This is a genomic window from Luteibacter rhizovicinus (genome assembly GCF_004342265.1).
GTDB lineage: Bacteria > Pseudomonadota > Gammaproteobacteria > Xanthomonadales > Rhodanobacteraceae > Luteibacter > Luteibacter rhizovicinus_B.
Genome location: NZ_SMCS01000002.1, coordinates 505,209 through 531,600 on the forward strand (window position 1 = coordinate 505,209; position 26,392 = coordinate 531,600).

The following is a 26,392-nucleotide window of genomic DNA, read 5'->3' on the forward strand; positions in this document are numbered from 1 at the left end:
CGGCCGGTTTAGGCCACGGTTTCCGTTACCCTAGGGGGGTTGCCGTACCGACCCCCTTCCCATGCTCACCGATGACACCAAGACCGCGATCCGCGCCTCGTATGCGCGGCTGAAAGACGGCCTGACGGGTTTCCGTGGGCGCGCGTCTCAGCTGCGCATGATCGCGGAAGTCGCCAAAGCGCTTTCCGAAACCACCGGCGCCGCCGTGATCGAGGCCCCCACGGGCACCGGCAAGTCCATGGCGTACCTGATCGCGGGACTGGAAGTCGCGCGCGCGCAGAAGAAAAAGCTGCTCATCGCCACCGCCACCGTCGCGCTGCAGGAGCAGCTGGTGCAGCGCGACATTCCCCAGTACCTGACGCTTTGCGGCGTCGAAGCTAAGGTCGCCCTGGCCAAGGGCCGCCAACGGTACCTGTGCCCGCGCAATCTGCGCATGGCGCGTGCCGAACCGGCGGCGCAGACCGGGTTTTCCTTCGACGCGGATCTCGCGATCTGGGCAAAGCCCCCCGCGGCGCGCGACACCCAGGCCATCGAGAAGCTCAGCGAAGCCTTCGAATCCCGAGCCTGGAACGGCGATATCGATACCAGTCCCGAGCCGTTGTCGGACCTGGTCCGCGGCATGGTCACCACCAGTGCCGGCGGCTGCACCGGCCGGAAGTGCGGCTCGTTCGCGGTCTGCCCCTTCTTCGTGGCGCGCCGCGCCATCGGCGAGGCGGAAATCGTGGTCGCCAATCAGGATCTGGTGCTGGCCGATCTCACGATGCCGCGCGACGAAGACACCTTCGGCGGAGTGATCCTGCCCAAACCGGAAGAAACGCTCTACATCTTCGACGAGGCGCATCACGTTCCGGCGAAAGCCATCGATCGCGGAGCGGCCGACGTGCACCTCGCCACGGCGGTACGCCGCATCGGCCGCCTGCAGAATCAGGTGCACGGGGCGTATTCGCTCACCGACAAGGAAAACATCGGCAATCTCTCGCTGGAAGCCGGCGACGAGAAACTGCTTGAGCTTTCCGGTGCGCTCGAGGAAATCGAGCGCGACATACGCATGAGCTGGACGCCCTCGGGAAACGAACTGGAACCCGTCTTTCGCGCATCGCTCGGTCAGCTTCCCGACAACTGGAAGATGCTCGCGCAGGGCCTGCACCTGCTGACCCGCGACATTCAGCGCTGGCTGCGTACGGTGCGTCGCACCGTCGTGGAAATGGAAGCCGGCGGACCGACGCAGGAAGCGCTGTCGCGCGAACTCGGCGTCGCGCTGGAACGTCTCGAACGTCAGGTGCGCACGTGGTACGCATGGTCGACCGACGACCGCGAGAACGGACCGCCGCTCGCACGCTGGGTCACGTTGACGCCCGATCAGCAACTGGTCTGCCATGCATCGGCCGTGTCCGCCGGCGGCCTGCTGCGCAACGTCCTCTGGGACAACGCGGCGGCTGTCGTCATGACCTCGGCGACATTGAGCGCAGGCGGCAACTTCCGTGGCTTCGCCGACGCCGTCGGCCTGCCCAACGATGCCGTGACGCTTAGCCTGCCGTCGCCTTTCGACCTGGAAAAACAGGCCACGCTCGAAGTGCCGGCGATGCGTACGCTGCCCGACGACCGCGAAGGCCATGCGCGCGAAGTCGCCGAATGGCTGGCGGCGAATCTGGATTGGGAAGCCGGTAACCTCGTGCTGTTTACCTCGCGCGCGAAACTCGATCGCGTCTTGCAAGTGCTGCCTATCGAACACGTGCGGAAGGTACGCGCGCAAGGTTCGTTGTCAAAAGCCCAGTTGATCGCGGAGCATCGCGAAGACGTCGACGCGGGCAAGGGCAGCACGCTGTTCGGACTGGCATCGTTCGGCGAAGGCCTGGATCTGCCGGGCAAACTCTGCGAAACCGTGGTCGTCACGCAGCTACCCTTCGCGGTACCCACCGATCCTGTCGGCGCAACGTACGCCGAGTGGCTTGAATCGCGTGGCCGTAATCCATTCATCGAGGTCAGCGTGCCCGACGCGACACGTCTCCTTACGCAGTATTGCGGCCGTCTCATCCGTACGGAAACGGATACGGGCCGGATCGTCCTTCTGGATCGTCGCGTGATCGTCAAGCGTTATGGCGCCGGCATGCTGCGCGCGCTGCCGCCTTTCGCACGCGATATCGAGCGTGCCGCATGACGACGATCCGCGCCACCGATCTTATTGCCGTGCCATGGAAGAACGGCATGGGCGTGACGCGTGTCGTCGCCACCGAGCCGGCCGATGCCGGTATGGACGATTTTCTCTGGCGCGCCAGTGTGGCCGACGTCGACACCGCTTCGCCGTTCTCGGCCTTTCCCGGCGTCGACCGCACGATCGTGCTGCTTGAAGGTGCCGGCTTCGTCATGACGTTGAACGGCGAACGCACACACGCACTTACCACGCCATGCGATCCGTTCGCGTTCGAGGGGGAAGCCACGGTCGATATCGAACTGGCCGGCGATGCCACGCGCGATTTCAATCTGATGGTCCGACGCGGTCTGGCCAGCGGCAAAGTGGACGTGCTGCGTGCGTCGGCACGGCTCGGCGACGATGTCGCGCTCGTCTATCTGGCTGGCGGCGGCGCATCGATCGCAGGCACGACGTTGGCTGTGGGCGATGCGTATCGCCCGGATAGTGGCGATTGTCTCGAACTGAACGAGCACGCCGTCGCACTGGTCGTGCGTATCGATGCAGGTCGTGTCGAATGACTGCGGACAACCACGGAAAAACCTGCGTATGCGGCTCGGGCAAAACATATGGCGCATGCTGTGCGCTTTATCATGAAGGCGCCGCGGCACCTACGGCCGAAGCGTTGATGCGTTCGCGTTATAGCGCATACGTCTTCGCGCTCGAGGACTATCTGCGAGCGACATGGCATCCGGACACACGTCCCGCATCGCTGAATCTCGCCGCGCAGTCGCCGAGGCCCACGTGGTTGGGTCTCGACGTCAAGCGTCACGAGATATCCGGCGCGGACACCGCCGTCGTCGAGTTCGTCGCGCGCTTCCGCCACGGGGGCGGTCGCGCGGAACGACTCCACGAAACCAGCCGCTTCGTCCGCGAAGACGGACGCTGGTTTTACGTCGACGGCGATATTCAGAACGACCGTCTGTAGGAGCACTTTTTAGTGCTCCTACAAAAAAACAGCGGGATCAGACGATCGAACGGACCACGCCACCGTCGACGCGAACCGCGGCGCCCGTCGTCGCGGACGCCTGCTCCGACGCAAGATAGACGGACAGGCTGGCGACCTCATCCACCGTCGCGAGACGCTTGATCAGCGACGTCGGACGATGATCGGCAATAAAGTCCTTCTCGACCTGTTCCAGCGATATACCCTTCTCGGCGGCGATCTTGCCGAAGAACTCACCGACACCTTCGGATAGGGTCGGGCCCGGAAGAATCGCATTGACCGTAACGCCGGTGCCGGCAAGCGTTTCCGCCAGGCCACGCGATACGCCGAGCTGCGCCGTCTTGGTCACGCCGTAATGCACCATCTCGGCCGGAATCTGCACGCCCGACTCGCTGGAAATGAACTGGATACGTCCCCAGCCACGCTTCGCCATGCCCTGCGCATAGTGCCGCGACAGACGAACGCCCGAGAGTACGTTGACGTCGAAGAAGCGCTGCCATTCGTCGTCGTCGATATCGAAGAAGCCCTTAGGCTCGAAGATGCCAAGGTTGTTGACGAGGATGTCGGTATCGGCGACCTGGGCGATGAGCTTTTCAGCACCTTCACGCGTACCGAGGTCGCCAGCCACCCCCGTCAGTTTCGCGCCGGGAACCTGCGCAGCGATGGTAGCGATCGCCTCGTCCACACGAGCCTGTGTACGACCGGTCACGACGACATGCGCGCCCGCGGCCGCAAGGCCGGTGGCGATGGCCAGGCCGATACCGGCCGTGGAACCGGTAACGACAGCGTGGCGGGAGCTGAGATCGATATTCATTAGTAGTTTCGCAGGGATAGAAGGTGTCAGCCGATAGAATCGGGCCGACACCTCACCGAATCAATCGCGCCCGCTGCAAAAGACTCTATCCCAGCCGGCAAGGAACGGTCAGACCAGATGGCGCACGATGCCACCGTCCACACGGAATGCGGAGCCATTGATCGCCGATGCCGCATCGGAAGCGAGGTAGATAGCCATGCTTGCCACCTCATCGACCGAAGCCAGTCGTCCCAGCAGTGAGGTGGGTCTGTTCCGTGCGATGAAATCGCGTTCGACCTCCTCAGGCCTTTCGTCGCCACGCACGGCCATGCCAGCGAACATATCGGCCATGCCTTCGGTAAGGGTCGGCCCCGGAAGAATCGTGTTCACCGTGACGCCGGTTCGCGACAGCGTCTCCGCCAGACCGCGGGCAAGCGCCAGTTGGGCCGCCTTCGTCGCGCCGTAATGGACCATCTCCGGTGGAACCTGCACAGCGGAAATACTGGAAACGAAGACAACGCGCCCCCAACCGCGCGATGCCATCCGCGGCGCGTAGTGCCGCGAAAGTCGCGCACCGCTCAGCACATTTACCTCGAACAGGCGCTGCCAGTCTTCATCGTCGATCTCGAACAGCGGCTTCCGCTCGAAGATGCCGAGGTTGTTCACGAGGATGTCGGCTTCCGGTTCGTAGGCAACGAGCTCCTCGACCCCTTCGGTCGTACCCAGGTCGCCGGCGAAACCGCTCAGCAGGGCGTCCGGCGTCTCGCTCCGGATCGTTGTCATCGCGTCGTCGATGCGTTTGGCGCAACGTCCATTCAGGACAACACGCATGCCCTGTCTGGCGAGTCCGCGCGCAATGGCGAGGCCGATGCCTCCCGTGGAACCGGTGACGATGGCGCGGCGGATGGTGGGGGTAGTACTCATGTCGGTCTCCCTGACCTTGTTGGCGATGTCTCGCCGTGAAACCGAACCGTCAACGGTTCAGTGTGAAGCAGTATCCGTATCGATGCGTGTTTCGCCCAGCGGAACGCCATTGGGTCCGAAGCGACGTTCGACGATAGTAGCGCGGTTATCGTGGTCGATCATGATGATCGTGCTCGCGCGCGTGCCGTAGTTTTCGCCGACGATGAACGCGCTGGACAGAAAGCTTTCCCGTTCCACGCCGATGCCGGTGTCCGGAAGGAGGTCGTCGGGCCAGCGTTCGCGATCGGACAGCATCGCGAACAACGCATCGGTGTCGTCATTCCCGCCATCGGCGATCCATGTCGTCAGACGCCGCTTGAGCGCCTGGGTCTTGGGCCAGGGTGCATTGAAGTCGGCGTTCGAAAGGCCATGAATGCCGGGCAGCACCGCCTGCCCGCGTGTGCCCGGATGATTGCCGAGATAGAACGCGCTACGTTCGTCGAACGTAAGGAAATTGAAGGGCCGATACCGATCCGCGGTCGCGCCCAGCTCATGCGCGTGGTCTTCGGCGGAAATCGATGCGTCGAGATAATCGGCCGCCAGCAGTCCGCGCGATGCGCCGCTATGGTCCGCGGATGGGTCGCGCACGTTGGTGATAACGCACGCCCGGCCGTGCGGTGCGATGCCCATCCACGTGCCGCCAGCTTCCAGGTCGCGCCCCGCCATGATTCCGGGGGCTTCGTCCCATCGCGCCAGCGGCGCCGTCGGACGCACGTGGAATTCGTCGCGATTGCCGAGCAGCAGTAGCCGCCAGCGTGGATGCGCATGCCAGGCGAAGGCGATCAGGCACATGGAGGGTGACCACGGCTAAGCATGGGGGCATTGTCGGGGATGGAGCGGATTGAGGCTAGTGGTGCACCCTTGCTCGTCGTTCCTGCGCGGGCAGGAACCCAGCGCGATGCGACCGGCTGTCTCGACCGCACTCGTTCGCGCTTTACGCTACCGCTGCGATTGCAGCCTTCTTCCCAGCCAGCATCCGCGCTATAGACCCAGCCGCCTCACGCCCGTCATACACGGCACGCACAACCAGATCGGCGCCGCGTACGTTGTCACCACCGGCGAAGATATTCGGATGGCTCGTCTGCAGCGGAAGATTGCCATTCTCGCCGACACGAATTCGACCGCTCTCATCGCGATCGACACCGTACACATCGCACCAATCCGGTGGACTCGGCTGGAACCCGAAGGCCTGAATGACCACATCCGCACGCAGCTCACTTTCGCTGCCGGCTACGTTACGCGGACGCGGGCGACCGTCGCCATCGTCGACGAGCTGCGTCTCCACAACCTGCACGGCACGCACGCGCGTACCGTCGCCAATCAAGGCCAGAGGCTGGCGCTGGAACAGGAACCGCACACCCTCTTCACGGCTGTAACCCACTTCGCGCCTCGATCCGGGCATGCTGGCTTCGTCGCGACGGTATACACAGGTGACCGATGCGGCTCCGAGACGGATCGCCGTGCGGTTGCAATCCATACCGGTATCGCCGCCGCCGAGAACGACGACATGCTTGCCGGCCAAGTCGTACTCCGGCGCGGGTTCTCGTTCGTCCAGAAGACGCTCGGTATTGGCGATCAGGAAAGGCAGCGCATCGTGCACGCCGACCAGGTCGCGTCCTTCGAGGCGACCGTCGACATAGGTGTAGGCGCCCGTACCGACGAAGACCGCATCGTAATCGTTGAGCAGTTCCGCGAAATCGATATCGCGGCCGATCTCGACACCCAGATGAAAGCGCACGCCCATGCCTTCAAGCACCATGCGACGCGTACGCACCACGTTCTTGTCGAGCTTGAACGGCGGAATGCCGAAGGTCAGCAGACCGCCGATTTCATGCTGCCGATCGAACACGTGCGCGGCAATACCCGCACGACGCAACCTGTCGGCGCAGGAAAGTCCAGCCGGCCCCGCGCCCACGATGGCGACACGCGCACCGGTTTCGCGGACATGCGAAAGATCGGGCCGCCAGCCCTGCCGAATCGCCTCGTCGGTCACCCAACGCTCGACGCTACCGATGGTGACCGCGCCGAAATCGCCCTGCTCCAGCGTGCATGCGCCTTCGCACAAACGATCCTGCGGACATACGCGGCCGCAGATTTCCGGCAGCGGATTGGTTTCGTGCATCAAAGTGGCGGCTTCGAACAACCGCCCGTCCTGCACCAGCTTCAGCCAGTTCGGAATGTAGTTGTGTACCGGACAGGCATGTTCGCAGTACGGATTGCCGCAATCGATGCAGCGCTCCGATTGCGACGCCGCTTCGGTCGACGCAAAGTCGCCGGAGATTTCGCCATACCCGAGTACGCGTACCGCGACCGGCACGGTGCGCGGCGTCTGCCGCGGAATCTCGAGGAAACGGAAGTCCTTCGAACTCATGCCGCACTCCTCAGTTCTTCGGCCAGCGCATCGAGACTGGCGGCCTTCGGCTTCACCAGCCAGAAGCGCTGCAACAGACCGCGGAAATCGCCGAGCACATGACGACCCCACTTGCTGTGCGTGAGTTCGACATGGCGCGCGATGAGCTGGCGCAGATGCTGCATGTAATGCTCCATGCCTTCGGGCGAAATGCGCACGATGTCCACGAGTTCATGGTTGTAGCAATCGACGAAGTCGCGCTCCAGATCGAGCACATAGGCGAAACCGCCCGTCATGCCCGCGCCGAAGTTCAGACCCGTGCCGCCGAGTACGGCGACGATGCCGCCCGTCATGTATTCGCAGCAGTGATCGCCGGCGCCTTCGACGACCGCGAGTGCGCCGGAGTTGCGCACGGCGAAGCGTTCGCCCGCCTGACCCGCAGCGTAAAGCTCGCCGCCGGTCGCACCGTACAGACAGGTGTTGCCGATGATCGTGGCGTCCTGACTGGCGAACGGAGAATCGTCAGGCGGACGCACGACAATGCGACCGCCCGCCATGCCCTTGCCGACACCGTCGTTTGCTTCGCCGACCAGATCGATGTGGACACCGCCAGCATTCCACGCGCCGAGACTCTGCCCCGCCGCACCTTCCAGATGCAGCACGACGGGCTTGCCGGCCATACCGACATCGCCCCAACGACGCGCGACGTCACCCGACAGACGCGCACCGATGGCGCGGTCCGTATTGACGATGGGGTAACGGAACGTGCCGCCCACGCCATCGGCGACAATGAGGCGTGTATCCGCCGATATGCGATTGGCCAGTGTGGCCGGATCGCGCATCGGATTGCGTGCCAGCGCGCAGGCGAAGTCGACCTTCGAACCCAGCGCGTCCTCGGCGATCAGCGGCGAGAGATCGAGCTGATCCTGCACCGGCGTGACGCCATGACGTTGCTCCAGCCGGCCGCTCTGGCCGATGAGTTCGGCAAGCGAACGAACGCCCAGCCGCGCCATGTGCTGACGGACATCTTCCGCGACGAAGCGGAAGTAGTTCATCACCATATCGGGCAGGCCGAGGAAATGCTTCTGACGCAATACCGGATGCTGCGTAGCCACGCCCGTGGCGCAGTTGTTCAGATGACAGATGCGCAGGTATTTGCACCCGAGCGCGACCATCGGTCCCGTACCGAAACCGAAACTCTCCGCGCCGAGCATCGCCGCCTTGATGACGTCGAGGCCAGTCTTCAGGCCGCCATCGGTCTGCAGGCGCACGCGACCGCGCAGGTCGTTCAGGCGCAACGTTTGCTGCGTCTCGGCCAGACCCAGTTCCCACGGCGTACCGGCGTATTTGATCGACGTCAGCGGACTGGCGCCCGTACCGCCATCGTGCCCGGACACCGTGATCAGATCCGCGCCCGCCTTCACCACGCCCGCCGCCACCGTGCCGACGCCTGCATGCGAGACGAGCTTCACCGAAATCAGCGCCTGCGGATTCACTTCCTTCAGGTCGTGGATCAGCTGCGCGAGATCTTCGATGGAATAGATGTCGTGATGCGGCGGCGGCGAAATGAGGCCAATACCGGGCTTCGCATAACGCAGACGCGCGATGGTGGCGTCGACCTTGTGACCGGGAAGCTGACCGCCCTCGCCGGGCTTGGCGCCCTGCGCGATCTTGATCTGCAATACCTCGGCATTGACCAGATACGACGGCGTGACGCCGAAGCGGCCGGACGCGACCTGCTTGATCTTCGACGCGCGGTCGGTACCGTAACGCGCGGGATCTTCGCCACCTTCGCCGGAATTGCTGCGCGCACCGAGACGGTTCATCGCGATCGCGAGAGCCTCGTGGGCTTCCGGCGACAGCGCACCGAGCGACATGCCGGCCGAATCGAAGCGACGCAGGATATCTTCCACCGGCTCGACTTCGTCCAGCGGAATCGCCGTGCCTTCGCGCGGTACCAGGAGATCGCGCAACGCCGATGGCGGACGCGTATCGACGTACTGGGCATAGCGACGGTAATCCGCCCATTCGCCCGTGCGTACGGCCACCTGCAGACTCGCGATGACGTCCGGGTTGTACATGTGGAACTCGCCGCCATGCACGTACTTGTACAGGCCACCCGCGCGCAGCGACTGCGCCTCGTCCCACGCTTCCGCGGCAAGCAGGCGCTGTTCGTGCTCCAGATCGGCGAAGCCCGAACCGCCGATGCGCGACGGCGTGCCGGGGAAACAAAGTTCGACGACGTCGGGCGCAAGGCCCACGATTTCGAAGAGCTGCGCACCGCGATAACCCGCGACGGTCGAAATGCCCATCTTCGAAAGGATCTTCAGAAGACCTTTGCGAATACCGCGACGGTAGTTACGTCCGATTTCCCGCGGCGCGCCTTCGCCCTTGCGGATGTGGCCGCTGCGGCCCATGTCGAACAGGCTCTGGTAAGCGAGCCAGGGATAGATGGCCGTGGCGCCGAAGCCGAGCAGGCACGCGAAGTGATGCGGATCGCGCGGCGTGGCGGTCTCGACCATGATGTTGCATTGACATCGCAGGCCGGTATCCACCAGACGCGCATGCACCGCGCCCACCGCCAGCAGCGAATGGATCGGCAGCATGTCGCGACGAGGATAACGGTCGCTCAGGAATACGACGCGCACCCCCGAGCGCACTGCCGCCTCGGCGGCGTCGCAGATACGCACGAGCGCCGACTGCAAGGTTTCGTCGTCGCCGTACATCAGGTCGAAGCGCGGCGTGTCGGCGTAATCCGGATGCGCGAGGATCTGGCGAAGCTTGCGCTGGGAAAGCACCGGCGAATTGAGCAGGATCTGCTTCGCGTTCTCGGGACCGAGATCGAAGATGTTGCGTTCCTGACCGATCTGCGTCACCAGCGACATGACCAGTCGCTCGCGCAGCGGATCGATGGGCGGGTTGGTGACTTGCGCGAAGCCCTGGCGGAAACGGTCGAACAGCGGACGGATCTGACGCGACAGCACGGCCATCGGCGTGTCGTCGCCCATCGATCCGGTCGCCTCGGCTTCCGTTTCGGCCAGCACTTTCAGCACCGACTCGCATTCTTCGCGCGACAGTCCATAGAGCTTCTGGTAACGCTTCAGTTCGTCGGCAGGCAGCGGTTCGGCGGCGAGACTGGGATCGATGAGATCGGATTCCAGATAGGTCACGCCCGCACGCAACCAGTCGCGGAACGGTGCGCGGGCACGATTGATCGCATCGATGTCGGCATCGCGCAGCAGGCGGTGCTCGCGGAAATCGACGGCGATCATTTCGCCGGGTGCAAGACGCCCCTTCGCCACCACGCGCGCCGAAGGCACGTCCCACAGACCTGCTTCGGAGGCGACGATAAGATGATTGTCGTCCGACAACGCCCAGCGCGCGGGACGCAATCCGTTCCGGTCCAGCGTGCAGGCGGCATAACGGCCGTCGCACATCACCAGACCCGCTGGACCGTCCCAGGGTTCGCTGTGCAATGCGTAATATTCATAGAACGCCGAAAGATCTTCGTCGATATCCTCGCGCGCCGAATACGCCGGCGGCACGAGTACGCGCATCGCGGTGAGCAGGTCCATGCCGCCGACCAGCAGCACTTCCAGCGCGTTGTCGAGGCTTTCCGAATCCGAACCCTTCTGCCGCACCAGCGGACCGATATCGGACAGGTCGACCTTGGGCGATCGCATGACCGACTGACGCGCCTGCATCCAGCGGCGATTGGCGCGGATCGTATTGATTTCGCCGTTGTGCGCCAGCAGACGGAACGGCTGCGCCAGACGCCACTGCGGCGACGTATTGGTGGAGAAGCGCTGATGGAAAACGACGGCGTCGGCGATCAGGGCCGGATGAACGAGGTCCGAGTACACCTGACGCAGATGGCCCGGAGCCGCCATGGCCTTGTAACCGATGACCTGAGCGGACAGCGACACCACGTAGAAATGCACATCGTCGGCCAGCGCCACTTCGGCGCGGCGACGGGCGCGGAACAGGGCCGCTTCGAAAACGGCATCGTCCATATCGGCGCCGGCGTCCACGAATACCTGGCGCACGCGCGGCATCGCCGCGGCGGCCTGGGGTCCGCATGCTTCCGGGTCGACGGGAACGTCGCGCCACCCGGCGACCGTCAGACCCGCGGCGAGCAGGTGACGGCCGAATTCGTCGGCGGCACCGTCGTCGCCGGACGGATCGAGAAAGACCACGCCCGCCGCGAAACGATCGCTCACCGCGATACCCGAGTCGCTGGCCAGTGCCCGCAACCAATCGACGGGACGGCGGATAAGCACGCCGCAACCGTCGCCGCTGACGCCATCCGCATTGACGCCGCCGCGATGGGACAGTTTCGCGAGCGCCGAAAATGCCGTATCGACCAGTGCGGCGCTCGCATGGCCGTCTATCTGCGCAACGATGCCAAAGCCGCAGCTATCGTGTTCGAACGCCTCATCATAGAGTCGCGGAATGCCTTGCTTCACCATCCGCCTCCTCCTGGCATTAGGCTTTGCTGGGCGCCCGGAGCGCAACTTTCCTGCGCGGCGATAGTTCTGCCGCACACGAAGCACGATCGGGCATGCGCCCCACTTTACGCACATTTGCCGCGACGCGTCAAAACGTCTGGACGTCTAAATGGGATGGCAACGGCCGCACAACGGAATTCTTACAGCGCGAGCGCGCAGACCAGTCCCGACAAGCCCAGTCACGACGCCGGTCCACGGCGATACCAACGCCCTTCGCTCCCCTTGCAGGAGCCCGCTTGCGGGCGAAAGCCCACGGAGCGGGAGACGCGGGAGGCTTTCTCCGCGAGCCCGGACTCCCGGCTCACGGACGTCACCCACGGCATCTCCGCTCCGTGGGCTTTCGCCCGCAAGCGGGCTCCTACGAAAAACGCCGGGGCCAGCGGCCGGGTGCCCCGCGCCGCCCGGCGCTGGGTGATAATCCGGCCATGCATCCACGCACCTGCCTCTTCACCCTCCTCCTCGCCGCCCCGGTCGCCCTTCACGTCCTCCCCGCCACGGCGCAGGAGGCCAAGGCCCGAACCGAACAGGCCGAGACGAAACAGAAGCTGGACGACGTCCGCAAGAATCTGGACTCCCTGACCCGCGAACAGCGGGAAACGGCTAACACCCGCGACAGCGCCAACGCCGAGCTGGCCCGTCAGGCCGAACAGGTGTCGACGGCCGCCCGCGCGGTACGCACCACGGACGCCGAGCTGGCATCCAAACGCCAGGACCTGGAACAGCTGGGGCAGCAGCGCGATGGCCTTCAGGCCGGTCTCGCGAAGCAGAAGGGAGCCCTGGACGACCTCCTTCGCGCCACCTATACGCTGGGCCGGGGTTCGGACCTGCAATTGCTGCTGGGCGACGAGGATGTCGCCAAGATCTCCCGCGCCCTCGCCTACTCGCGCTACTTCCAGGAAAACCGGGTAGAACGCATCCGCTCCCTGCTGGCGGATCTTTCGAAGCTTCAGGAGGTCGAATCGGCGATCGTGGCCGAACAGGAAGCGCTGAAATCGACACTCGCCGAACGGGAAAAGCGTGCGCGCGACCTGGAAAGCCAGCGCGGCAAACAGCAGAAGGCCGTGGCCGAGGCGGATTCGAAGTACAAGGATCAGGCCCAGCGCATCGCCGCTCTGAAGCAAAACGAAGAGGCCATGAACTCGCTGGTCGCGAAGCTGCAGAAGATCATCGACGAGGCACCCAAGGCCACGGCACCCAGCGCGCCCAAGGGAGTGCCGGCGAACGCTCCGACAGCCAACCTCCGCGGCAACCTGCCGTGGCCCGCGTCCGGTCCGGTCCATGCATTCGGCGCAGGCGTACTGATCGGTGCGCCGCGCGGCGGCGAAGTGCATGCCGTGTCCCGCGGGCGCGTGGTTTTCGCCAACTTCCTGCGCGGGTACGGCATGATGCTGATCGTGAACCACGGCAATGGCTGGATGAGCCTGTACGGCAATAATGAAACGCTGCTGCACAACGTCGGCGACATGGTCGAGGCCGGCGAATCGGTTGGCACGGCCGCGCTGCCCGCTGGTGCCAACGGCGGCGTGTATTTCGAGCTGCGCCAGAACGGCAAGCCGGTCGATCCCAGAACGTGGCTCAGCCAGCACAAGTAACATCGATCACACGCGTCCCCCATCTACCCCCTGCAAGCAATACCGGAGACTGGCATGCGTCATCACCCCCTGAGCACGGCACTTTGCGCGGCGTTCGCCATCGGCGTCGCAGCCATCGCCCTGCCCGCCCATGGCCAGGCCGTGAAACAACCCGATGCGCTCGCCGCTTCGTCGACGACCGCCGCCGCCATCGCCGCGAAGGCCGACGAACCGGTCAGTCTGGAAGACATTCGCAATTTCACGCGGGTGTACCAGATCGTGCGCCAGGCCTACGTCGAAAAACTCGACAACAAGACCATCATGAAAGCCGCCATCAGCGGCATGCTGGCGGGCCTCGATCCGCATAGCCAGTATCTGGACAAGGAAGGCCTCGACGAACTCAACGAGGACACCACGGGCCAGTACGGCGGTCTTGGCATTGAAGTACTCCAGGTCGACGGCCTGCTGAAGATCGTCTCGCCGATCGACGACACGCCTGCGTCGCGAGCGGGCATCAAGCCCGGCGACACCATTCTCAAGATCGACGGCAAGCTGATCGACGCGCAGAACATCGACGAATCGTTCAAGAAGCTGCGTGGCGCTCCTGGCAGCAAGATCACGCTCACGATCCTTCACGAGAAGACCGACAAACCCGTCGACATGCCGCTGGTACGCGAACGCATCGCCGTGACCAGCGTGAAAGTGCGCGAACTGGCGCCCGGCTTTGCTTACATCCGCCTCAGCCAGTTCCAGGAAGACACGTCCAGCGATCTGGAAAAGAAACTCAACGCGCTGATCGCGAAAAACGGACCGCAGAAGGGTGCGGTGCTGGATCTCCGCTCGAATCCCGGCGGCCTGCTCACGGCAGCGGTCGGCGTCAGCGACGCGTTCCTCGACTCTGGCAACATCGTCACCACCAAGGGCCGCCTCACCGACGCCAACCTGCGCTTCGATGCGCATCCCGGCGATCTGCTGCGCGGCGCACCGATGGTCATCCTGACCGACAACGGCACGGCATCCGCTGCCGAAATCGTCGCGGGCGCACTGAAGGACAATCGCCGCGCACTGACGATGGGTCGTCGCACGTTCGGCAAGGGCGTCGTGCAAACGGTATTGCCACTGGATGCCGAACACGCCGTTAAAATCACCACGGCGCGTTACTACACGCCGAACGGCACGTCGATCCAGGCCGAAGGCATCAAGCCGGACATCGCGCTCGCGGATCTCGCGGTCAACAAAGCCGACACGCCGCCGCAGCTGATCGGCTCGGAAGCCGACCTGCCGAATCATCTGGTCAACGAAAAAGCCGGTGCCGACGAGCAGTCCGCGAACGACGACGAGGGCAAGCTGGCGATCGAAGACTATGCGCTGTCGCAAGCGCTGAACGTACTGAAGGGCATGGCGCTGAATCGCCCGGCGCCCGCAACCAAGTAGCGAACGCTGTTTGTAGGAGCGCTCTTGAGCGCGATAGCCGACGGGAGGTGGAAACGGATGCTCACATTCGCCAGCCCCGATCCACGGGCTGGCGTTGCAATGCACGGCGTTTTCGCTCCGTTGGCTTTCGCGCTCAAGAGCGCTCCTACAGATCAGTCGTGGAATGTTGCTTTCGAACGAAACGGCACGATCTCAGAGGGACAAAAGCAATCGCAACGCTATCGCCCACATGACCAGCGCGATCAGCCCATCGAGCACGCGCCACGCCATCGGTTTGCGAAACAACGGTACGAGCACGCGCGAGCCGTAGGCCAGTCCGAAGAACCAGACGAACGACGCGGTAGCGGCGCCCGTCGCGAACCATGCGCGCGCGGCGCCGGGTGTCCATGCGGTCGACAGGCTGCCGATCAGCACGACGGTGTCGAGATAGACGTGGGGATTGCCCCAGGTGAATGCCGCGCACGTGGCGAGTACCGGCAGCAGGCGCGCGGGTGGCGCGCTTTCGTCCATGTGAATCGTGTCGGGATGAAAAGCGCGGCGCGCGGCCTTGATGCCGTACCAGACCAGCACCAACGCGCCGGCGATACCGATCGCGAGCATCAGTCCACGATGGTTGCCGATGAGGCTACCGAGCCCGGCAACGCCGGCGATGATCAGCAACGCGTCCGACAGCGCACAGAACAGCGCGACCGGCAGGCGATGCTGCCTGAGCAACCCTTGCCTGAGAACGAAGGCGTTCTGCGCACCGATGGCGATGATCAGGGACGCGCCAAGCAGCAGTCCCGAAACGAAAGCGTCGCTCATCGTTCCTTGATTTCCTGCCCAGGTTTCAAGAGAAAACGCACCGCCAGCAGACCCAGCTCATAAAGCAGGCACATCGGAATGGCGAGCATGACCATCGACAGCAGATCGGGTGGCGTGATGAACGCCGAAATCGCGAAGGCACCGACGATGGCGTAGCTGCGTCCCTTGCTGAGTTTCTCGGCATCCACGACGCCGACCGCCGCGAGGATCACGACCGCGACCGGCACCTCGAAGCAGAGACCGAACGCGAAGAACATCAGCACGACGAAATCGAGGTAATGCGTGATGTCCGTCATCATCTGCACGCCCTCGGGCGTGACAGCGGTAAGAAAGCGGAACGCCGCCGGCATCACGATGTAGTACGCGAACGCGCAGCCGGCGTAGAACAGCACCAGCGCCGCGACGAGCAACGGACGGGCAAGACGCTTTTCGTGCCGGTACAGACCGGGACTGACGAAAGCCCAGAGTTGGTACAGGATCATCGGCATGCTGATGAACAGCGCGACATAGAACGCGAGCTTCAGCGGCGTCACGAACGGACTGGCCACTTCCGTGGCAATCAGGTGCGCCCCCGCGGGAAGACGCTGGACCAGCGGCAGCGCCAGTTCCGCGTACAGCCAGTTCGCGACGGGCACCAACGCAAGCAACACCAGCAACAGGGTGACGATGGCGCGGAGCAGACGGGAACGCAGTTCGATCAGGTGCGAGAACAAGCCCTCTTCGATCGCGTCCTTCTCGGACGGATCGGGGTCAACTGCGGCCATGCGGGTCGTTCCTGGGCTCCGGGTCCACGGATGGCTCGGCCTGCGCCGGCGCATTCAGGGGGAGCATATGCTGCTGGGGATCGGGTACGGCGTCGGGCGCGGTATGGCGGGCGATCTGCGAGTCGGTGAAGGAATCGCGCACGCGGTCCGTGGTCCCGCGAATGTCGTCGCGCACGCTGTCGTGCGTGGCGCGTGCGGCATCCGCCGTTTCGCGCAGCGTGCGCTTGATCTCTTCGGCCTGGATTTCGCGCTCGACCTCGGCGCGTACGCTGTCCCAGCCGCTACGCATGCGACGCAGCAGCGCGCCGGCCGTGCGGGCGGCCCCGGGAAGTTTCTCCGGGCCGAGCACGATCAACGCTACCACCGCGAGCAGCAGCAGTTTGCCGAAGCTGATCTCGATCATTGTCGCGGAAGATCAGTTGCCGCGATCGCGCGGCGTCTCGTTCGCGTCGGCTGTCGACGGCGGCACCGGCTTCGCGGGCGGCGGATCGGCGCGCAGGCGCTCGGCTTCCAGGCGCTCGCGTTCGGCCTTGGCTTCTTCGTCGCCGTCGAGACCTTTCTTGAAGTCGCGTACGGCGCCGCCAATGTCGGAACCGATGTTACGGAGTTTCTTCGTACCGAAGATCAGTACGACGACGAGTAGCAGCAGAACGATGTGGGTGATGCTCATGGGGGCCTCTCGAGCGCGTGTCCGGACGGATTAATGTACCGGACACTCGCAGGATTGTTCAGGATTATCGCTGAGTGTACTCCTCCAGGCGGTCGCGGAAGTCGACCACCTGGGAAGGTACGTTGCTTACGCCGCCCTCGAAGATACGGCGCGGCGTGACGCCTTCGCCATAGATTTCCTTGTTGGCGTCGTCGTCGATGCGCAGGGCGGCACCGTCGAGCGCGACACCGGCGAAGAGGCCCTTGGAGCGCGAATACGAGTAGATCTCGGCCTTCAGCTGGCTATCCGTCGATGCCTGGGCGGTGCGGCCCACGGGACCGGCGGCGGCGGAAGCGTCGGCGCCGATCGTGAATTTACCGTTGACGATGGAGTCCACGCCACGGTCGGTGCGGAAGACCAGGATCAGGTCGGTCGACGAGATACCGGCCTGGAAGCCGAAGCTGCCGCCCGTGATGGTCACGAAACTGGGGTTGGACCAGGTGCCGTCGGGGCTCTTGACCGAAATCAGGCCTTCGCCGCGCTTACCGCCGAAAATGAAACCCGCCTTGACCATGTCGGGAATGACGGCGATGGCGCGCGCATTCTTGAGCAGATCGGAAGGAACCGCCTTGTCCGGGGCTTCGTTGACCATTTCCTTGAGCACGCGCACCGCGTTCGTCGCGCGCGTCAGCGGCGGGTCCTCGGCATGTGCCGCCATGGCGGGCACGAAGGCAAGCAGGCCGAGTATGAGCAGGCGTTGCAGGCGATGAGTCATCGAAGAGGCTCCTTGTTTGGAAATTCGAGGGCGGCAGCGGCAGCGGCGCCGAAGGTGTGGCCGCGACCTTGTGGCAGACTTCGTTTTTCCGAAGAAATTCCGAAGCCGAAGATGCCAGGCACCCCAAACTATACCGGCCTTGCCGGCTATTCCCACGACATACCGCCCCAGGCTGGGGTGCTGCTGGTTAATCTTGGTACACCTGAGGCGCCCACCGCCGCGGCCGTGCGTCCGTATCTGGCGGAATTCCTTGGCGATCCACGCGTTATCGAATACCCGCGCTGGCTGTGGAAGCTGATCCTGCACGGCGTGATCCTGCGCATTCGTCCCAAGCGCTCCGCCCATGCCTACGCCCGCATCTGGACGCCGCAGGGTTCGCCGCTGCGCGTTGGCAGCGAAGCGCTGGCGGCGGGTTTGCAGGCCGAACTCGGCCGGCGCCGCAGCGGCCCGGTCCGGGTGGCGCTGGCGATGCGTTACGGCCGGCCCACGGTGCGCGAGACCATCGAGCAACTGCAACGCGAGGGCGTGCGCCGCCTGCTCGTCCTGCCGATGTATCCGCAGTATTCGGCCACGTCCACCGGCACGGTGTTCGACGCGCTCGCCGACACGATCAAGTCCCTGCGCTGGCCGCCCGAACTTCGCACCGTCAACGACTACCACGCCGATCCCGGCTACATCGCCGCCTTGGCCGACAGCGTGCGCGCGCACTGGGCGCGCCACGGCCGCGGCGAACGCCTGCTGCTGAGCTTCCACGGCATTCCGGAGCGCTACGTGCGGGCTGGCGATCCGTATTTCTGCCAGTGCCATGCCACCGCGCGCCTGCTGCGCGAGGCGCTGGGCATGGACGAAAACGAAGCGCTCTTCAGTTTCCAGTCGCGCGTGGGACGCGAGCGCTGGCTGCATCCGTATACCGACGAGACCGTCAAAGCGCTGGGCAAACAAGGCATTAAACGGATCGACGTCATCAGCCCGGGATTCGCGGTCGACTGCCTGGAAACGCTTGAGGAAATCGCGATGCAGAACGCCGACTTCTTCCGCGAAGCCGGTGGCGAGACGCTGAGCTACATCCCCTGTCTCAATGCCGAACCGGCGCACGTCGCGACGCTGGCCGATCTCGTCCTGCGCCACACGCAGGGCTGGCCGGAGTTCGCAGAAGACTACGACGCAGCGGCGGCCGCCGGCCGCCTTGCCGCATCGCGCGACCGCGCACGCAAGGCGCAAGCCGATGCGTGAGACGAAAATCCAGACACCATCGCTCGGTATCGCCGCACAGGAATGGGGCGACCCGGATGCGCCGCCGCTGGTGATGCTGCACGGCTGGCTCGATAACGCCGCGAGTTTCGATCTGCTCGCACCGCATCTGGCAAAGCGCTTCCGCGTCATCGCGCTCGATCTTCCCGGCCACGGCCATTCGGACCATCTGCCGCCGGGTGCCGACTATCACTACATGGGCCACGTACGCGCGGCGCTGGCCGCAGTCGATGCGCTGGGTCTGCCGCGATTCCACCTGCTTGGACATTCGCTCGGCGCGGGCATCGCCACCCTGCTCGCGGTCGCGGCGCCCGAACGCGTGCGCCGGCTGCTGTTGATCGAAGGTCTGGGTCCGCTTGCCGACGACGGCTCGCGTACGCTGGATCGATTCCGCGATGCGCTGGCTGCGCCGCCGAAAAGCACGCGCAATCTGCGCGTCTTCGCCGATGTCGACTCCGCCCTCGCCGCGCGCGTGGCGGTCGGCGGCCTCGCCAGCGATCTGGCCCGTCCCATCGTGGAGCGCGGTTTACGCGAAGTGCCCGGCGGCTACAGCTGGCGCAGCGATCCGCGCCTGTCGGGCTTGACCCCGATCCGCTTCGCCGAAACGCAGGTGATGGCTTTGTTGCTGGGACTCGCGGCACCGACGTCGCTGCTGCTCGCCCGGCCGCATCCGCCGTACCTGGAACCCGAGGCGCTACAGATACGCATCGACTGCGTGGACGACATCCGCACGCAGACGATGGAAGGTGGACATCATCTGCATCTGGAACATCCGGATGCGGTGGCTGCGTGGGCGCTGGATTTCGCCTGACTCGCCCAGCTCTGCGCGCTCCCACAGAGACCAAAAAACACCGAAAGCACCGAAAGCACCGAAAGCAAAAAAAAGAGCGATCAGACCACCGGTTCGAGACTGAAAGCCGGCTGCACGACCGGGTCGACCAGCCAGTGGTCCGCCAGCAGGAAGGCGAACAGCACCATCAAGTACACGATGGAATAGTTGAACACCTTCATCGCGAACAACTCGTCCGGCGGATTGAACAGGCGCACCGCGTAGTAGAGGAATCCACCGCCGAGCACCACCGCGCCGAACAGATAGATCAGGCCGCTCATGCCCGTGAAATACGGCAACAGCGTGACCAGGAAAAGTAGCACGGTGTAAAACAGGATATGCCAGCGCGTATAGACCACACCGTGCGTCACCGGCAGCATCGGTACCTGTGCACGCGAATAATCGTCGCGGCGGAAGATCGCCAGCGCCCAGAAATGCGGCGGTGTCCAGACGAAGATAATCAGCAGCAGTTGCAGCGCATAGGGATGCAGCGAATCGGTGACCGCCACCCAGCCAAGCACCGGCGGCGCGGCGCCGGCGAGACCGCCGATGACGATGTTCTGCGGCGTGGCGCGCTTCAGATACGCCGTGTAAATCACCGCGTAACCGATCAGCGAAAAGAACGTCAGCACCGCCGTGAGCATATTCACCAGCAGCACCAGCACCAGCATCGCCACGATGCCGAGCGACATCGCGAAAATGAAAACCTGGCGCGGCGTGAGATGACCCGTGGCCAGCGGACGATGCGCCGTACGCGCCATGACCTTATCGATGCGCTGGTCGATCAGGTGATTGAACGCTGCCGCCGATGCGGACGCCATCCAGATACCGATCGTTCCGAAAAGCGCGGCATGCCATGTCGGCAACACGCGCACGCCGTTCGAATCGACGGCCAGGAACATGCCGATGACCGCGCAGAACACCAGCAGCGCGACGACGCGCGGCTTGGTCAGTTCCATGTATTCGCTAAAGGTGCTCACGTCAGTTCCTCGTCGCCACGGCGAGCTGGGTCGCCGGCAGGCGCTGGGTACGCGCGAGCGCGACCAGCAGGGTAAACAGCAGCAGCGCGGCGACGCCATTGTGCGCGGTGGCGACCGGCAACGGCAGGCCCAGATGGACGTTGCCGATACCGAGCACGATCTGCGCGATCAGCACGACACCGATGGCGATGCCGATCTTGCGCAGACCCGCGCGCGCCATCTTGTGCGACAGCCAGCCGAGATAGCAGAGGACGACGAAGGCGCCGATGCGATGCGCCATCTGGATCGCGCTGCGCGCGGCCATGTCGAGCACGCCGCCTTCGTAGTTCACGCCGATGCCGCGCCACAGGACGAACGCTTCGCGGAAATCGGTCGCCGGCCACCACGCGCCGAGGCACTTCGGGAAGTCCGTGCCGCAGGCGAGTGCCGCGTAATTCGAGCTGGTCCAGCCGCCGAGCGCGATCTGGCAGACGAGAATGACGATGCCCAGTGTGACGGGCGCACGCAACGCGGCATAGGCGTCGTCGCGCGAACCGACGCCGGCGAAACGCAGCGCCGCCCAGGCCAGCAGGCCGAACGTGGCCAGACCGCCGAGCAGATGACCCATGACGACAATGGGCTTCAGCAACAGCGTCACCGTCCACATGCCAAGCATGGCCTGGAAGATGATGACCGCCAGCGCGGCGACGCTGATGCGCCATGCACCCGGTCGACGCAGGCCGATGGCGACGGCCAGCGGCAAGGCGATCGCGAGCGCGGAAAGCACCGACGACACCATGTGTTCGCCACGCATGTACATCGCCACGCCTACCGCCGCGAACGCAGCCGCGACGACGACCGTCAGCATGGCCCACCAGCGGCGCCACACGGCGATAAGCGCCATCGCCAGCACCATCACGCCAAGACCGCCGGCGAGGAAACGGTGGACCTGCTCGCGCCACGCTTTGTGCGTTTCGTACGGGCGATCCGGGAATGCTTCGTTGGCCTGCACGATGTCCTGCGCGTGTCCGGGCCAGCTGGCCTTGCCATAGCAGGTAGGCCAGTCGGGACAGGACAGGCCCGCGTTCGACAGGCGCACGAACGCACCGAACATCACGATGCAGAACGCGAATACCGCCGCCAGCATGGCCAGCGTGCGCAGGATTTTCAGCGTGCGCGCCGACATCAGCGAATCACCTTCTGCATGTCCTTGCGCAGCCCCGACGGATCGAAACCCGAGGGGTAATAGGACAGTGCCGTCGTGTTGGATTCGACCAGTACCGCCGAGACGGTGTCGGGCTGCGTCGGCCGGAAGGCTTCCAGCTTGTTCGCCACGTCGTTGCCGACCAGCCAGTCGCTCATCACCGCCGGCTGCGACACCGGGGGCTTGCCGACATACAGCAGACGCAGGCGGTCGGCATTGCGATTGAGCGTAATGCGCGCGTTGCGCATCAGTTCCAGCATGGCGATGCACTGCTTGCCGCAATCCGGGCCCGGCAGCGCGACCAGTGTCAGGCGCGGCTCGCTGTCGCGCCATGCATAGGTGCCGCCGCCGACCAGTTCGATGTTCACGTCGGCGAAACTGCGCTGCGGTTCGATCGGCTGGCCGTTGCCCTTGCCGGTCGGCTGCCAGCCGCTCACAGTGAGCAGACCCGCCGCGACGATGGGCGCGAGGAAGACCAGCATGATCAGCACCAGCTTCAGCCGGCCACTGGACGAGGGTTTGTCGGGGGAGACGTTCGGTGCGGTCATGTCGTTGAAGGCCGTTTCGGGCGTCGCTTGCGATGCAGGAGAACGAAGATCACCACCGCCGCGACAGCGAAGGTGAACCACTGGAAAGCGTAAGCGCGATGGCGTGCCGGCGGCATAACGTCCGGCGTCCATTCGCGCGTGTAGATGCTGGCCGGATCGGCATCGAGCAACAGCACGCGAGGATACAGCGTGTGGCCGAAGTCGGCTCCGATCTCGCCGAGGTCGATATAGACGACCGACTTGCGGGGCCCCGTCTGCCCGGGCAGCGCATCGCCCCCCATCCGCATGCCGACGCCCGGCGACGGGACGTACAGGCCGTGGATCGCTTGCCGGCCCGGCGGCAGCGGCGGAAGCGACGGATTCTTCCCGCCCTCCTTCGGAAGGAAGCCCAGGTCGACCAGCAGTACCTTGTCGGTGTTTCGCGGCAGGAAAGGCACGAAGACACGGATGCCGACCTGTCCGCCATGGGTCTGGTCGTCGAGGATGTAATAGCGGTCGGGTACGAACTCGCCCTCCGCGCCCAGGCGCGGATAGCGGTCGGCGGGCGCGCCGTCTTCCACGGAAGACAGCGGTTCCTGCGGCGCCGTGGCCGATGCGGCATACCGCCGCAGAAGTTCGTCCTTTTCGTCGGCCCGATGCAGCTGCCAGAAGCCCAGACCCACGAAAATCAGGGTTCCCACGACGGTAAGGGCCACCGCGAAGCGCGACGGACGGCGCAGCCAGCTCATGCCGGGCACCGCTTGTCGGCCGCTATACTTCGACCATCGCATTCGAGGGGAACGGTCACGTGGAAACCATCTATAAATACGCGCTGGTGATACTTCTGCTGGTCGTTCTGTTCAATCTCGGCCAGGCGCTGTTCTTCATGATGACCGACAAGGGTCAGAGCAAGCGCACCGTCTGGGCACTCACCCGCCGCATCGGTCTGTCGCTGCTGCTCATCGCCATGGTGGCGCTGGGCATCTTCATGGGCTGGCTGCACCCACATGGGGTGGGCCAATTCTAACCCGCTTGGGGGTTTGACGCTTCGGCTGCGGCATGGTGACTCAGGTGCCGAACGAAAAAGCCCGCCGAATGGCGGGCTTTTTTCATCCATCGTGACGGGCTCGGCTTAAAGCACGTACACGAACAGGAACAGTGCGAGCCAGACCACGTCGACGAAGTGCCAGTACCACGCGACGGCTTCGAAGCCGAAGTGGTTGTCCTTCGTGAAGTGACCCTTGGCGCAACGGAACCAGATCACGGCGAGCATGATGGTGCCGAGCGTCACATGCATGCCGTGGAAGCCCGTCAGCATGAAGAAGGTAGCGCCGTAGACGCCGCTCTTCAGCGTGAGGTTGAAGTGGGTATAGGCCTCCATGTACTCATGGGCCTGGAAGTACAGGAACATGCAGCCCAGCAGCACCGTGGCGCCAAGACCGACGAGCAGGCGCTTGCGCTGGCCAGCCTTGAGGGCATGGTGCGCGATGGTGATCGTGACGCCCGAGGACAGCAGGATCAGCGTGTTCAGCAGCGGGAGACCCCAGGCCGGAATGGTCTGGAAGAAACCGCCGATCTTTTCCGGGCCGCCGCCACCGCTGGCGCCCCAGGCGGCGCTATAGCCGTCCCAGACGAACTGGTGGGTGAGGACGCCGTGGCCTTCGCCGCCCAGCCAGGGAATGGCGAACATGCGGGCGTAGAACAACGCGCCGAAGAAGGCACCGAAGAACATCACTTCGGAGAAGATGAACCACATCATGCCCATACGGAACGAGCGGTCCACCTGGTCGTTGTAGCTACCGGCGAGGGACTCGCGGATGACCGAACGGAACCAGCCGAAGAACATGCCGAGGATCATGGCCAGGCCGACGTAGAACATCGCCTTGCCGAAACCGGGCTGACCGGGCTGGGCGTTAAGCCAGTGCGCCGCACCGAACACGGTGACGAACATGGAGACGGCGGCCACGATCGGCCACTGGCTCTTGCTCGGTACGAAGTAAGCGTCTTGCTGATGACCCATGGTGACGTTCCCGTGGATGTCTTGTCTCTAACGCCCGCGGCCCCTCAGGGAACCGCGGGAAACTGCCTGCTCAGATCTTCAGCATCTGCACGATGGACATCACGAAGATCGCCAATGCGACGCACCCTGCGATGAGAGCGGTGCGGCGAGCGCGCTTTTTTCGCGCCGCGATGTCCTGTTCCTGCAAAGACTGTGTCATCTGTCCGGTCTGTCTTTAGTGCGAGGTATCGCCATGGGCCAGCTCGTCGTCATGGATGACGGGCGGCACATCGAAGGTGTGATGCGGAGCCGGCGACGGCACCGTCCACTCCAGGCCCTTCGCGCCTTCCCACGAGCGGTCGGCGGCCTTCTTCTTCGAGAAGTACACGCAATGGACGACCACGCCGAGGAAGATGAGCTGCGAGGCGCCGAACCAGAAGCCGCCGATCGAGCTGATCATGTTGAAGTTCGCGAAAGCCACGTTGTAATCCGGGATACGGCGCGGCATGCCGGCCAGACCCAGGAAGTGCTGCGGGAAGAACAGCACGTTGACCGAGATGACGCTGGACCAGAAATGGATCTTGCCCCAGGTCTCGCTGTACATGTTGCCCGACCACTTCGGCAGCCAGTAATACGCGGCGGCCATGATCGAGAACGCGGCGCCGGTCACCAGCACGTAGTGGAAGTGGGCAACCACGAAGTACGTGTCGTGGTACTGGAAGTCGGCCGGAGCCAGCGCGAGCATCAGGCCCGAGAAGCCGCCGATGGTGAACAGGATCACGAAGGCGATCGAGAACAGCATCGGGGTCTCGAAGGTCATCGAGCCGCCCCACATCGTGGACACCCAGTTGAAGACCTTCACGCCCGTGGGCACGGCGATCAGCATCGTGGCGTACATGAAGAAGATTTCGGCACCCATCGGGAGGCCGACCGCGAACATGTGGTGGGCCCAGACGATGAACGACAGGAACGCGATGGAAGCGATCGCGAACACCATCGCGCGGTAACCGAAGATCGGCTTGCGCGAGAAGGTCGGGATGATTTCCGAGATGATCCCGAATGCCGGCAGGATCATGATGTAAACCTCGGGGTGACCGAAGAACCAGAAGATGTGCTGGTACAGGACCGGATCACCGCCGCCGGCGGCGTTGAAGAAGTTGGTGCCGAAGTACTTGTCGGTCAGCAGCATGGTGACCGCGCCGGCGAGGACGGGCATCACCGCGATCAGCAGGAACGCCGTGATCAGCCAGCTCCACACGAAGACCGGCATTTTCAGCAGGTCCATGCCCGGAGCGCGCATGTTCAGGATGGTGGCGATGATGTTGATCGCGCCCATGATCGAGCTGATACCCATCAGATGGATCGCGAAGATCACATAAGCGACCGACTCGCCCTGCAGCGACAGCGGCGGGTACATCGTCCAGCCACCGGCAGGACCGCCACCGGGCATGAACAGGGTGGACAGCAGCATGATGAACGCGAACGGGAGAATCCAGAACGACAGGTTGTTCATGCGCGGCAGCGCCATGTCCGGCGCGCCGACCATCAGCGGAACCATCCAGTTCGCCAGACCGACGAACGCCGGCATGATCGCGCCGAAGATCATGACCAGCGCGTGCATGGTCGTCATTTCATTGAAGAAATACGGCTGCACCAGCTGCAAGCCGGGTTTGAACAACTCCGCACGGATAACCATGGCGAAGGCGCCGCCGATGAAGAACATCGTCAGCGAGAAGATCAGATACAGCGTGCCGATGTCCTTGTGGTTCGTGGACAGAAGCCAGCGCTGTACGAAGCTCGCGGGAGCTCCGTGGTGATCGTGATGGTCGTGGGTGGCTGCGTGCGCCATGGCCTTAAACCTCTACCTGCAATACGTGT

General features: G+C 64.2%; 25 protein-coding genes. 8 read left to right on the forward strand and 17 right to left on the reverse strand.

The window, feature by feature from the left end:
* Window positions 1-61 precede the first annotated feature (61 nt).
* From dinG to EC912_RS06370, 3 genes are read left to right on the forward strand one after another with little or no spacing between them, the layout of a single operon-like run.
* A complete protein-coding gene (dinG, locus tag EC912_RS06360) occupies window positions 62-2,158 on the forward strand; it encodes an ATP-dependent DNA helicase DinG (RefSeq protein ID WP_132142302.1) in 2,097 nt (698 codons plus the stop codon).
* Window positions 2,155-2,709, forward strand: a complete 555-nt coding sequence (locus EC912_RS06365; protein WP_132142303.1) for a HutD/Ves family protein — start codon at window positions 2,155-2,157, stop codon at window positions 2,707-2,709. The genes dinG and EC912_RS06365 overlap by 4 nt, the downstream gene beginning before the upstream one ends.
* Complete coding sequence (locus tag EC912_RS06370; protein WP_132142304.1) at window positions 2,706-3,116, forward strand: YchJ family protein; 411 nt, start codon at window positions 2,706-2,708, stop codon at window positions 3,114-3,116. Before EC912_RS06365 ends, EC912_RS06370 begins: the two co-directional genes overlap by 4 nt.
* A gap of 37 nt (window positions 3,117-3,153) precedes the next feature.
* On the opposite strand, the gene EC912_RS06375 is transcribed toward EC912_RS06370, so the two are convergent.
* From EC912_RS06375 to gltB, 5 genes are all read right to left on the reverse strand, one after another.
* The gene (locus EC912_RS06375) at window positions 3,154-3,948 is read right to left on the reverse strand and encodes an SDR family NAD(P)-dependent oxidoreductase (protein ID WP_132142305.1); all 795 of its coding nucleotides are present in this window, start codon (window positions 3,946-3,948) and stop codon (window positions 3,154-3,156) included.
* A gap of 108 nt (window positions 3,949-4,056) precedes the next feature.
* Window positions 4,057-4,851, reverse strand: a complete 795-nt coding sequence (locus EC912_RS06380) for an SDR family NAD(P)-dependent oxidoreductase (protein WP_132142306.1) — start codon at window positions 4,849-4,851, stop codon at window positions 4,057-4,059.
* 57 nt (window positions 4,852-4,908) lie between these two features.
* Complete coding sequence (locus tag EC912_RS06385; RefSeq protein ID WP_132142307.1) at window positions 4,909-5,682, reverse strand: NRDE family protein; 774 nt, start codon at window positions 5,680-5,682, stop codon at window positions 4,909-4,911.
* A gap of 142 nt (window positions 5,683-5,824) precedes the next feature.
* The gene (locus EC912_RS06390; RefSeq protein ID WP_132142308.1) at window positions 5,825-7,261 is read right to left on the reverse strand and encodes an FAD-dependent oxidoreductase; all 1,437 of its coding nucleotides are present in this window, start codon (window positions 7,259-7,261) and stop codon (window positions 5,825-5,827) included.
* Window positions 7,258-11,709: a glutamate synthase large subunit gene (gene gltB, locus EC912_RS06395; protein ID WP_132142309.1), complete on the reverse strand. Its 4,452-nt coding sequence runs from the start codon at window positions 11,707-11,709 to the stop codon at window positions 7,258-7,260. Before gltB ends, EC912_RS06390 begins: the two co-directional genes overlap by 4 nt.
* 464 nt (window positions 11,710-12,173) lie before the next feature.
* Between gltB and EC912_RS06400 the strand changes: the two genes are divergently transcribed.
* Both EC912_RS06400 and EC912_RS06405 read left to right on the forward strand, forming a co-directional pair.
* Window positions 12,174-13,340: a murein hydrolase activator EnvC family protein gene (locus tag EC912_RS06400; RefSeq protein WP_132142310.1), complete on the forward strand. Its 1,167-nt coding sequence runs from the start codon at window positions 12,174-12,176 to the stop codon at window positions 13,338-13,340.
* A gap of 54 nt (window positions 13,341-13,394) precedes the next feature.
* Complete coding sequence (locus EC912_RS06405) at window positions 13,395-14,753, forward strand: S41 family peptidase (RefSeq protein ID WP_132142311.1); 1,359 nt, start codon at window positions 13,395-13,397, stop codon at window positions 14,751-14,753.
* 192 nt (window positions 14,754-14,945) lie between these two features.
* Here EC912_RS06405 and EC912_RS06410 read toward each other — a convergent pair whose 3' ends face one another.
* From EC912_RS06410 to EC912_RS06430, 5 genes are all read right to left on the reverse strand, one after another.
* Window positions 14,946-15,557, reverse strand: a complete 612-nt coding sequence (locus EC912_RS06410; protein ID WP_132142312.1) for a LysE/ArgO family amino acid transporter — start codon at window positions 15,555-15,557, stop codon at window positions 14,946-14,948.
* Window positions 15,554-16,321, reverse strand: a complete 768-nt coding sequence (tatC, locus tag EC912_RS06415; RefSeq protein WP_132142313.1) for a twin-arginine translocase subunit TatC — start codon at window positions 16,319-16,321, stop codon at window positions 15,554-15,556. Before tatC ends, EC912_RS06410 begins: the two co-directional genes overlap by 4 nt.
* Window positions 16,308-16,724 carry a Sec-independent protein translocase protein TatB gene (tatB, locus tag EC912_RS06420; RefSeq protein ID WP_132142314.1) on the reverse strand — a complete coding sequence of 139 codons (417 nt, stop codon included), beginning with the start codon at window positions 16,722-16,724 and terminating at the stop codon, window positions 16,308-16,310. Before tatB ends, tatC begins: the two co-directional genes overlap by 14 nt.
* A 12-nt stretch (window positions 16,725-16,736) precedes the next feature.
* Window positions 16,737-16,991, reverse strand: a complete 255-nt coding sequence (tatA, locus tag EC912_RS06425; protein WP_132142315.1) for a twin-arginine translocase TatA/TatE family subunit — start codon at window positions 16,989-16,991, stop codon at window positions 16,737-16,739.
* Between the two features lie 64 nt (window positions 16,992-17,055).
* Entirely contained in the window at window positions 17,056-17,745 is a 690-nt protein-coding gene (locus tag EC912_RS06430) for a lipid-binding SYLF domain-containing protein (RefSeq protein ID WP_132142316.1), read from the reverse strand.
* 111 nt (window positions 17,746-17,856) lie between these two features.
* Between EC912_RS06430 and hemH the strand changes: the two genes are divergently transcribed.
* Both hemH and EC912_RS06440 read left to right on the forward strand, forming a co-directional pair.
* Window positions 17,857-18,978 (forward strand): ferrochelatase, encoded by a 1,122-nt coding sequence (gene hemH / locus EC912_RS06435; RefSeq protein ID WP_132142317.1) that lies wholly within the window; start codon window positions 17,857-17,859, stop codon window positions 18,976-18,978.
* Window positions 18,971-19,807: an alpha/beta fold hydrolase gene (locus tag EC912_RS06440; RefSeq protein ID WP_132142318.1), complete on the forward strand. Its 837-nt coding sequence runs from the start codon at window positions 18,971-18,973 to the stop codon at window positions 19,805-19,807. Before hemH ends, EC912_RS06440 begins: the two co-directional genes overlap by 8 nt.
* A gap of 80 nt (window positions 19,808-19,887) precedes the next feature.
* Here the strand turns inward: EC912_RS06440 and cyoE are convergent, their stop codons facing one another.
* From cyoE to EC912_RS06460, 4 genes are read right to left on the reverse strand one after another with little or no spacing between them, the layout of a single operon-like run.
* Window positions 19,888-20,805 carry a heme o synthase gene (cyoE, locus tag EC912_RS06445; protein WP_132142319.1) on the reverse strand — a complete coding sequence of 306 codons (918 nt, stop codon included), beginning with the start codon at window positions 20,803-20,805 and terminating at the stop codon, window positions 19,888-19,890.
* A 1-nt stretch (window position 20,806) separates the two neighbouring features.
* Window positions 20,807-21,970: a COX15/CtaA family protein gene (locus EC912_RS06450; protein ID WP_132142320.1), complete on the reverse strand. Its 1,164-nt coding sequence runs from the start codon at window positions 21,968-21,970 to the stop codon at window positions 20,807-20,809.
* The gene (locus tag EC912_RS06455) at window positions 21,970-22,536 is read right to left on the reverse strand and encodes a hypothetical protein (RefSeq protein WP_132142321.1); all 567 of its coding nucleotides are present in this window, start codon (window positions 22,534-22,536) and stop codon (window positions 21,970-21,972) included. Before EC912_RS06455 ends, EC912_RS06450 begins: the two co-directional genes overlap by 1 nt.
* The gene (locus tag EC912_RS06460; protein WP_132142322.1) at window positions 22,533-23,264 is read right to left on the reverse strand and encodes an SURF1 family protein; all 732 of its coding nucleotides are present in this window, start codon (window positions 23,262-23,264) and stop codon (window positions 22,533-22,535) included. Before EC912_RS06460 ends, EC912_RS06455 begins: the two co-directional genes overlap by 4 nt.
* A gap of 59 nt (window positions 23,265-23,323) precedes the next feature.
* Between EC912_RS06460 and EC912_RS06465 the strand changes: the two genes are divergently transcribed.
* A complete protein-coding gene (locus EC912_RS06465) occupies window positions 23,324-23,542 on the forward strand; it encodes a twin transmembrane helix small protein (RefSeq protein ID WP_036139356.1) in 219 nt (72 codons plus the stop codon).
* Between the two features lie 105 nt (window positions 23,543-23,647).
* Here EC912_RS06465 and EC912_RS06470 read toward each other — a convergent pair whose 3' ends face one another.
* From EC912_RS06470 to ctaD, 3 genes are all read right to left on the reverse strand, one after another.
* Window positions 23,648-24,535: a cytochrome c oxidase subunit 3 gene (locus EC912_RS06470; RefSeq protein ID WP_132142323.1), complete on the reverse strand. Its 888-nt coding sequence runs from the start codon at window positions 24,533-24,535 to the stop codon at window positions 23,648-23,650.
* A gap of 70 nt (window positions 24,536-24,605) precedes the next feature.
* Window positions 24,606-24,734 (reverse strand): hypothetical protein, encoded by a 129-nt coding sequence (locus EC912_RS19740; RefSeq protein WP_279389020.1) that lies wholly within the window; start codon window positions 24,732-24,734, stop codon window positions 24,606-24,608.
* A 15-nt stretch (window positions 24,735-24,749) separates the two neighbouring features.
* Window positions 24,750-26,363, reverse strand: coding sequence for a cytochrome c oxidase subunit I (ctaD, locus tag EC912_RS06475; protein ID WP_132142324.1), 1,614 nt, complete (start codon window positions 26,361-26,363; stop codon window positions 24,750-24,752).
* Between the last annotated feature and the right edge of the window lie 29 nt (window positions 26,364-26,392).

Excerpts from the sequence above, each read along its gene's own strand:
- gltB (WP_132142309.1), bottom strand. The coding sequence starts at position 11,709 with ATGGTGAAGCAAGGCATTCCGCGACTCTATGATGAGGCGTTCGAACAC.
- EC912_RS06365 (WP_132142303.1), top strand. The coding sequence starts at position 2,155 with ATGACGACGATCCGCGCCACCGATCTTATTGCCGTGCCATGGAAGAAC.
- EC912_RS06380 (WP_132142306.1), bottom strand. The coding sequence starts at position 4,851 with ATGAGTACTACCCCCACCATCCGCCGCGCCATCGTCACCGGTTCCACG.
- EC912_RS06390 (WP_132142308.1), bottom strand. The coding sequence starts at position 7,261 with ATGAGTTCGAAGGACTTCCGTTTCCTCGAGATTCCGCGGCAGACGCCG.
- EC912_RS06405 (WP_132142311.1), top strand. The coding sequence starts at position 13,395 with ATGCGTCATCACCCCCTGAGCACGGCACTTTGCGCGGCGTTCGCCATC.
- EC912_RS06430 (WP_132142316.1), bottom strand. The coding sequence starts at position 17,745 with ATGACTCATCGCCTGCAACGCCTGCTCATACTCGGCCTGCTTGCCTTC.
- EC912_RS06455 (WP_132142321.1), bottom strand. The coding sequence starts at position 22,536 with ATGACCGCACCGAACGTCTCCCCCGACAAACCCTCGTCCAGTGGCCGG.
- dinG (WP_132142302.1), top strand. The coding sequence starts at position 62 with ATGCTCACCGATGACACCAAGACCGCGATCCGCGCCTCGTATGCGCGG.
- EC912_RS06460 (WP_132142322.1), bottom strand. The coding sequence starts at position 23,264 with ATGAGCTGGCTGCGCCGTCCGTCGCGCTTCGCGGTGGCCCTTACCGTC.
- EC912_RS06450 (WP_132142320.1), bottom strand. The coding sequence starts at position 21,970 with ATGTCGGCGCGCACGCTGAAAATCCTGCGCACGCTGGCCATGCTGGCG.
- EC912_RS06440 (WP_132142318.1), top strand. The coding sequence starts at position 18,971 with ATGCGTGAGACGAAAATCCAGACACCATCGCTCGGTATCGCCGCACAG.
- EC912_RS06410 (WP_132142312.1), bottom strand. The coding sequence starts at position 15,557 with ATGAGCGACGCTTTCGTTTCGGGACTGCTGCTTGGCGCGTCCCTGATC.
- tatA (WP_132142315.1), bottom strand. The coding sequence starts at position 16,991 with ATGAGCATCACCCACATCGTTCTGCTGCTACTCGTCGTCGTACTGATC.
- tatB (WP_132142314.1), bottom strand. The coding sequence starts at position 16,724 with ATGATCGAGATCAGCTTCGGCAAACTGCTGCTGCTCGCGGTGGTAGCG.
- hemH (WP_132142317.1), top strand. The coding sequence starts at position 17,857 with ATGCCAGGCACCCCAAACTATACCGGCCTTGCCGGCTATTCCCACGAC.
- ctaD (WP_132142324.1), bottom strand. The coding sequence starts at position 26,363 with ATGGCGCACGCAGCCACCCACGACCATCACGATCACCACGGAGCTCCC.
- tatC (WP_132142313.1), bottom strand. The coding sequence starts at position 16,321 with ATGGCCGCAGTTGACCCCGATCCGTCCGAGAAGGACGCGATCGAAGAG.
- EC912_RS06400 (WP_132142310.1), top strand. The coding sequence starts at position 12,174 with ATGCATCCACGCACCTGCCTCTTCACCCTCCTCCTCGCCGCCCCGGTC.
- EC912_RS06385 (WP_132142307.1), bottom strand. The coding sequence starts at position 5,682 with ATGTGCCTGATCGCCTTCGCCTGGCATGCGCATCCACGCTGGCGGCTA.
- EC912_RS06470 (WP_132142323.1), bottom strand. The coding sequence starts at position 24,535 with ATGGGTCATCAGCAAGACGCTTACTTCGTACCGAGCAAGAGCCAGTGG.
- EC912_RS19740 (WP_279389020.1), bottom strand. The coding sequence starts at position 24,734 with ATGACACAGTCTTTGCAGGAACAGGACATCGCGGCGCGAAAAAAGCGC.
- EC912_RS06370 (WP_132142304.1), top strand. The coding sequence starts at position 2,706 with ATGACTGCGGACAACCACGGAAAAACCTGCGTATGCGGCTCGGGCAAA.
- EC912_RS06375 (WP_132142305.1), bottom strand. The coding sequence starts at position 3,948 with ATGAATATCGATCTCAGCTCCCGCCACGCTGTCGTTACCGGTTCCACG.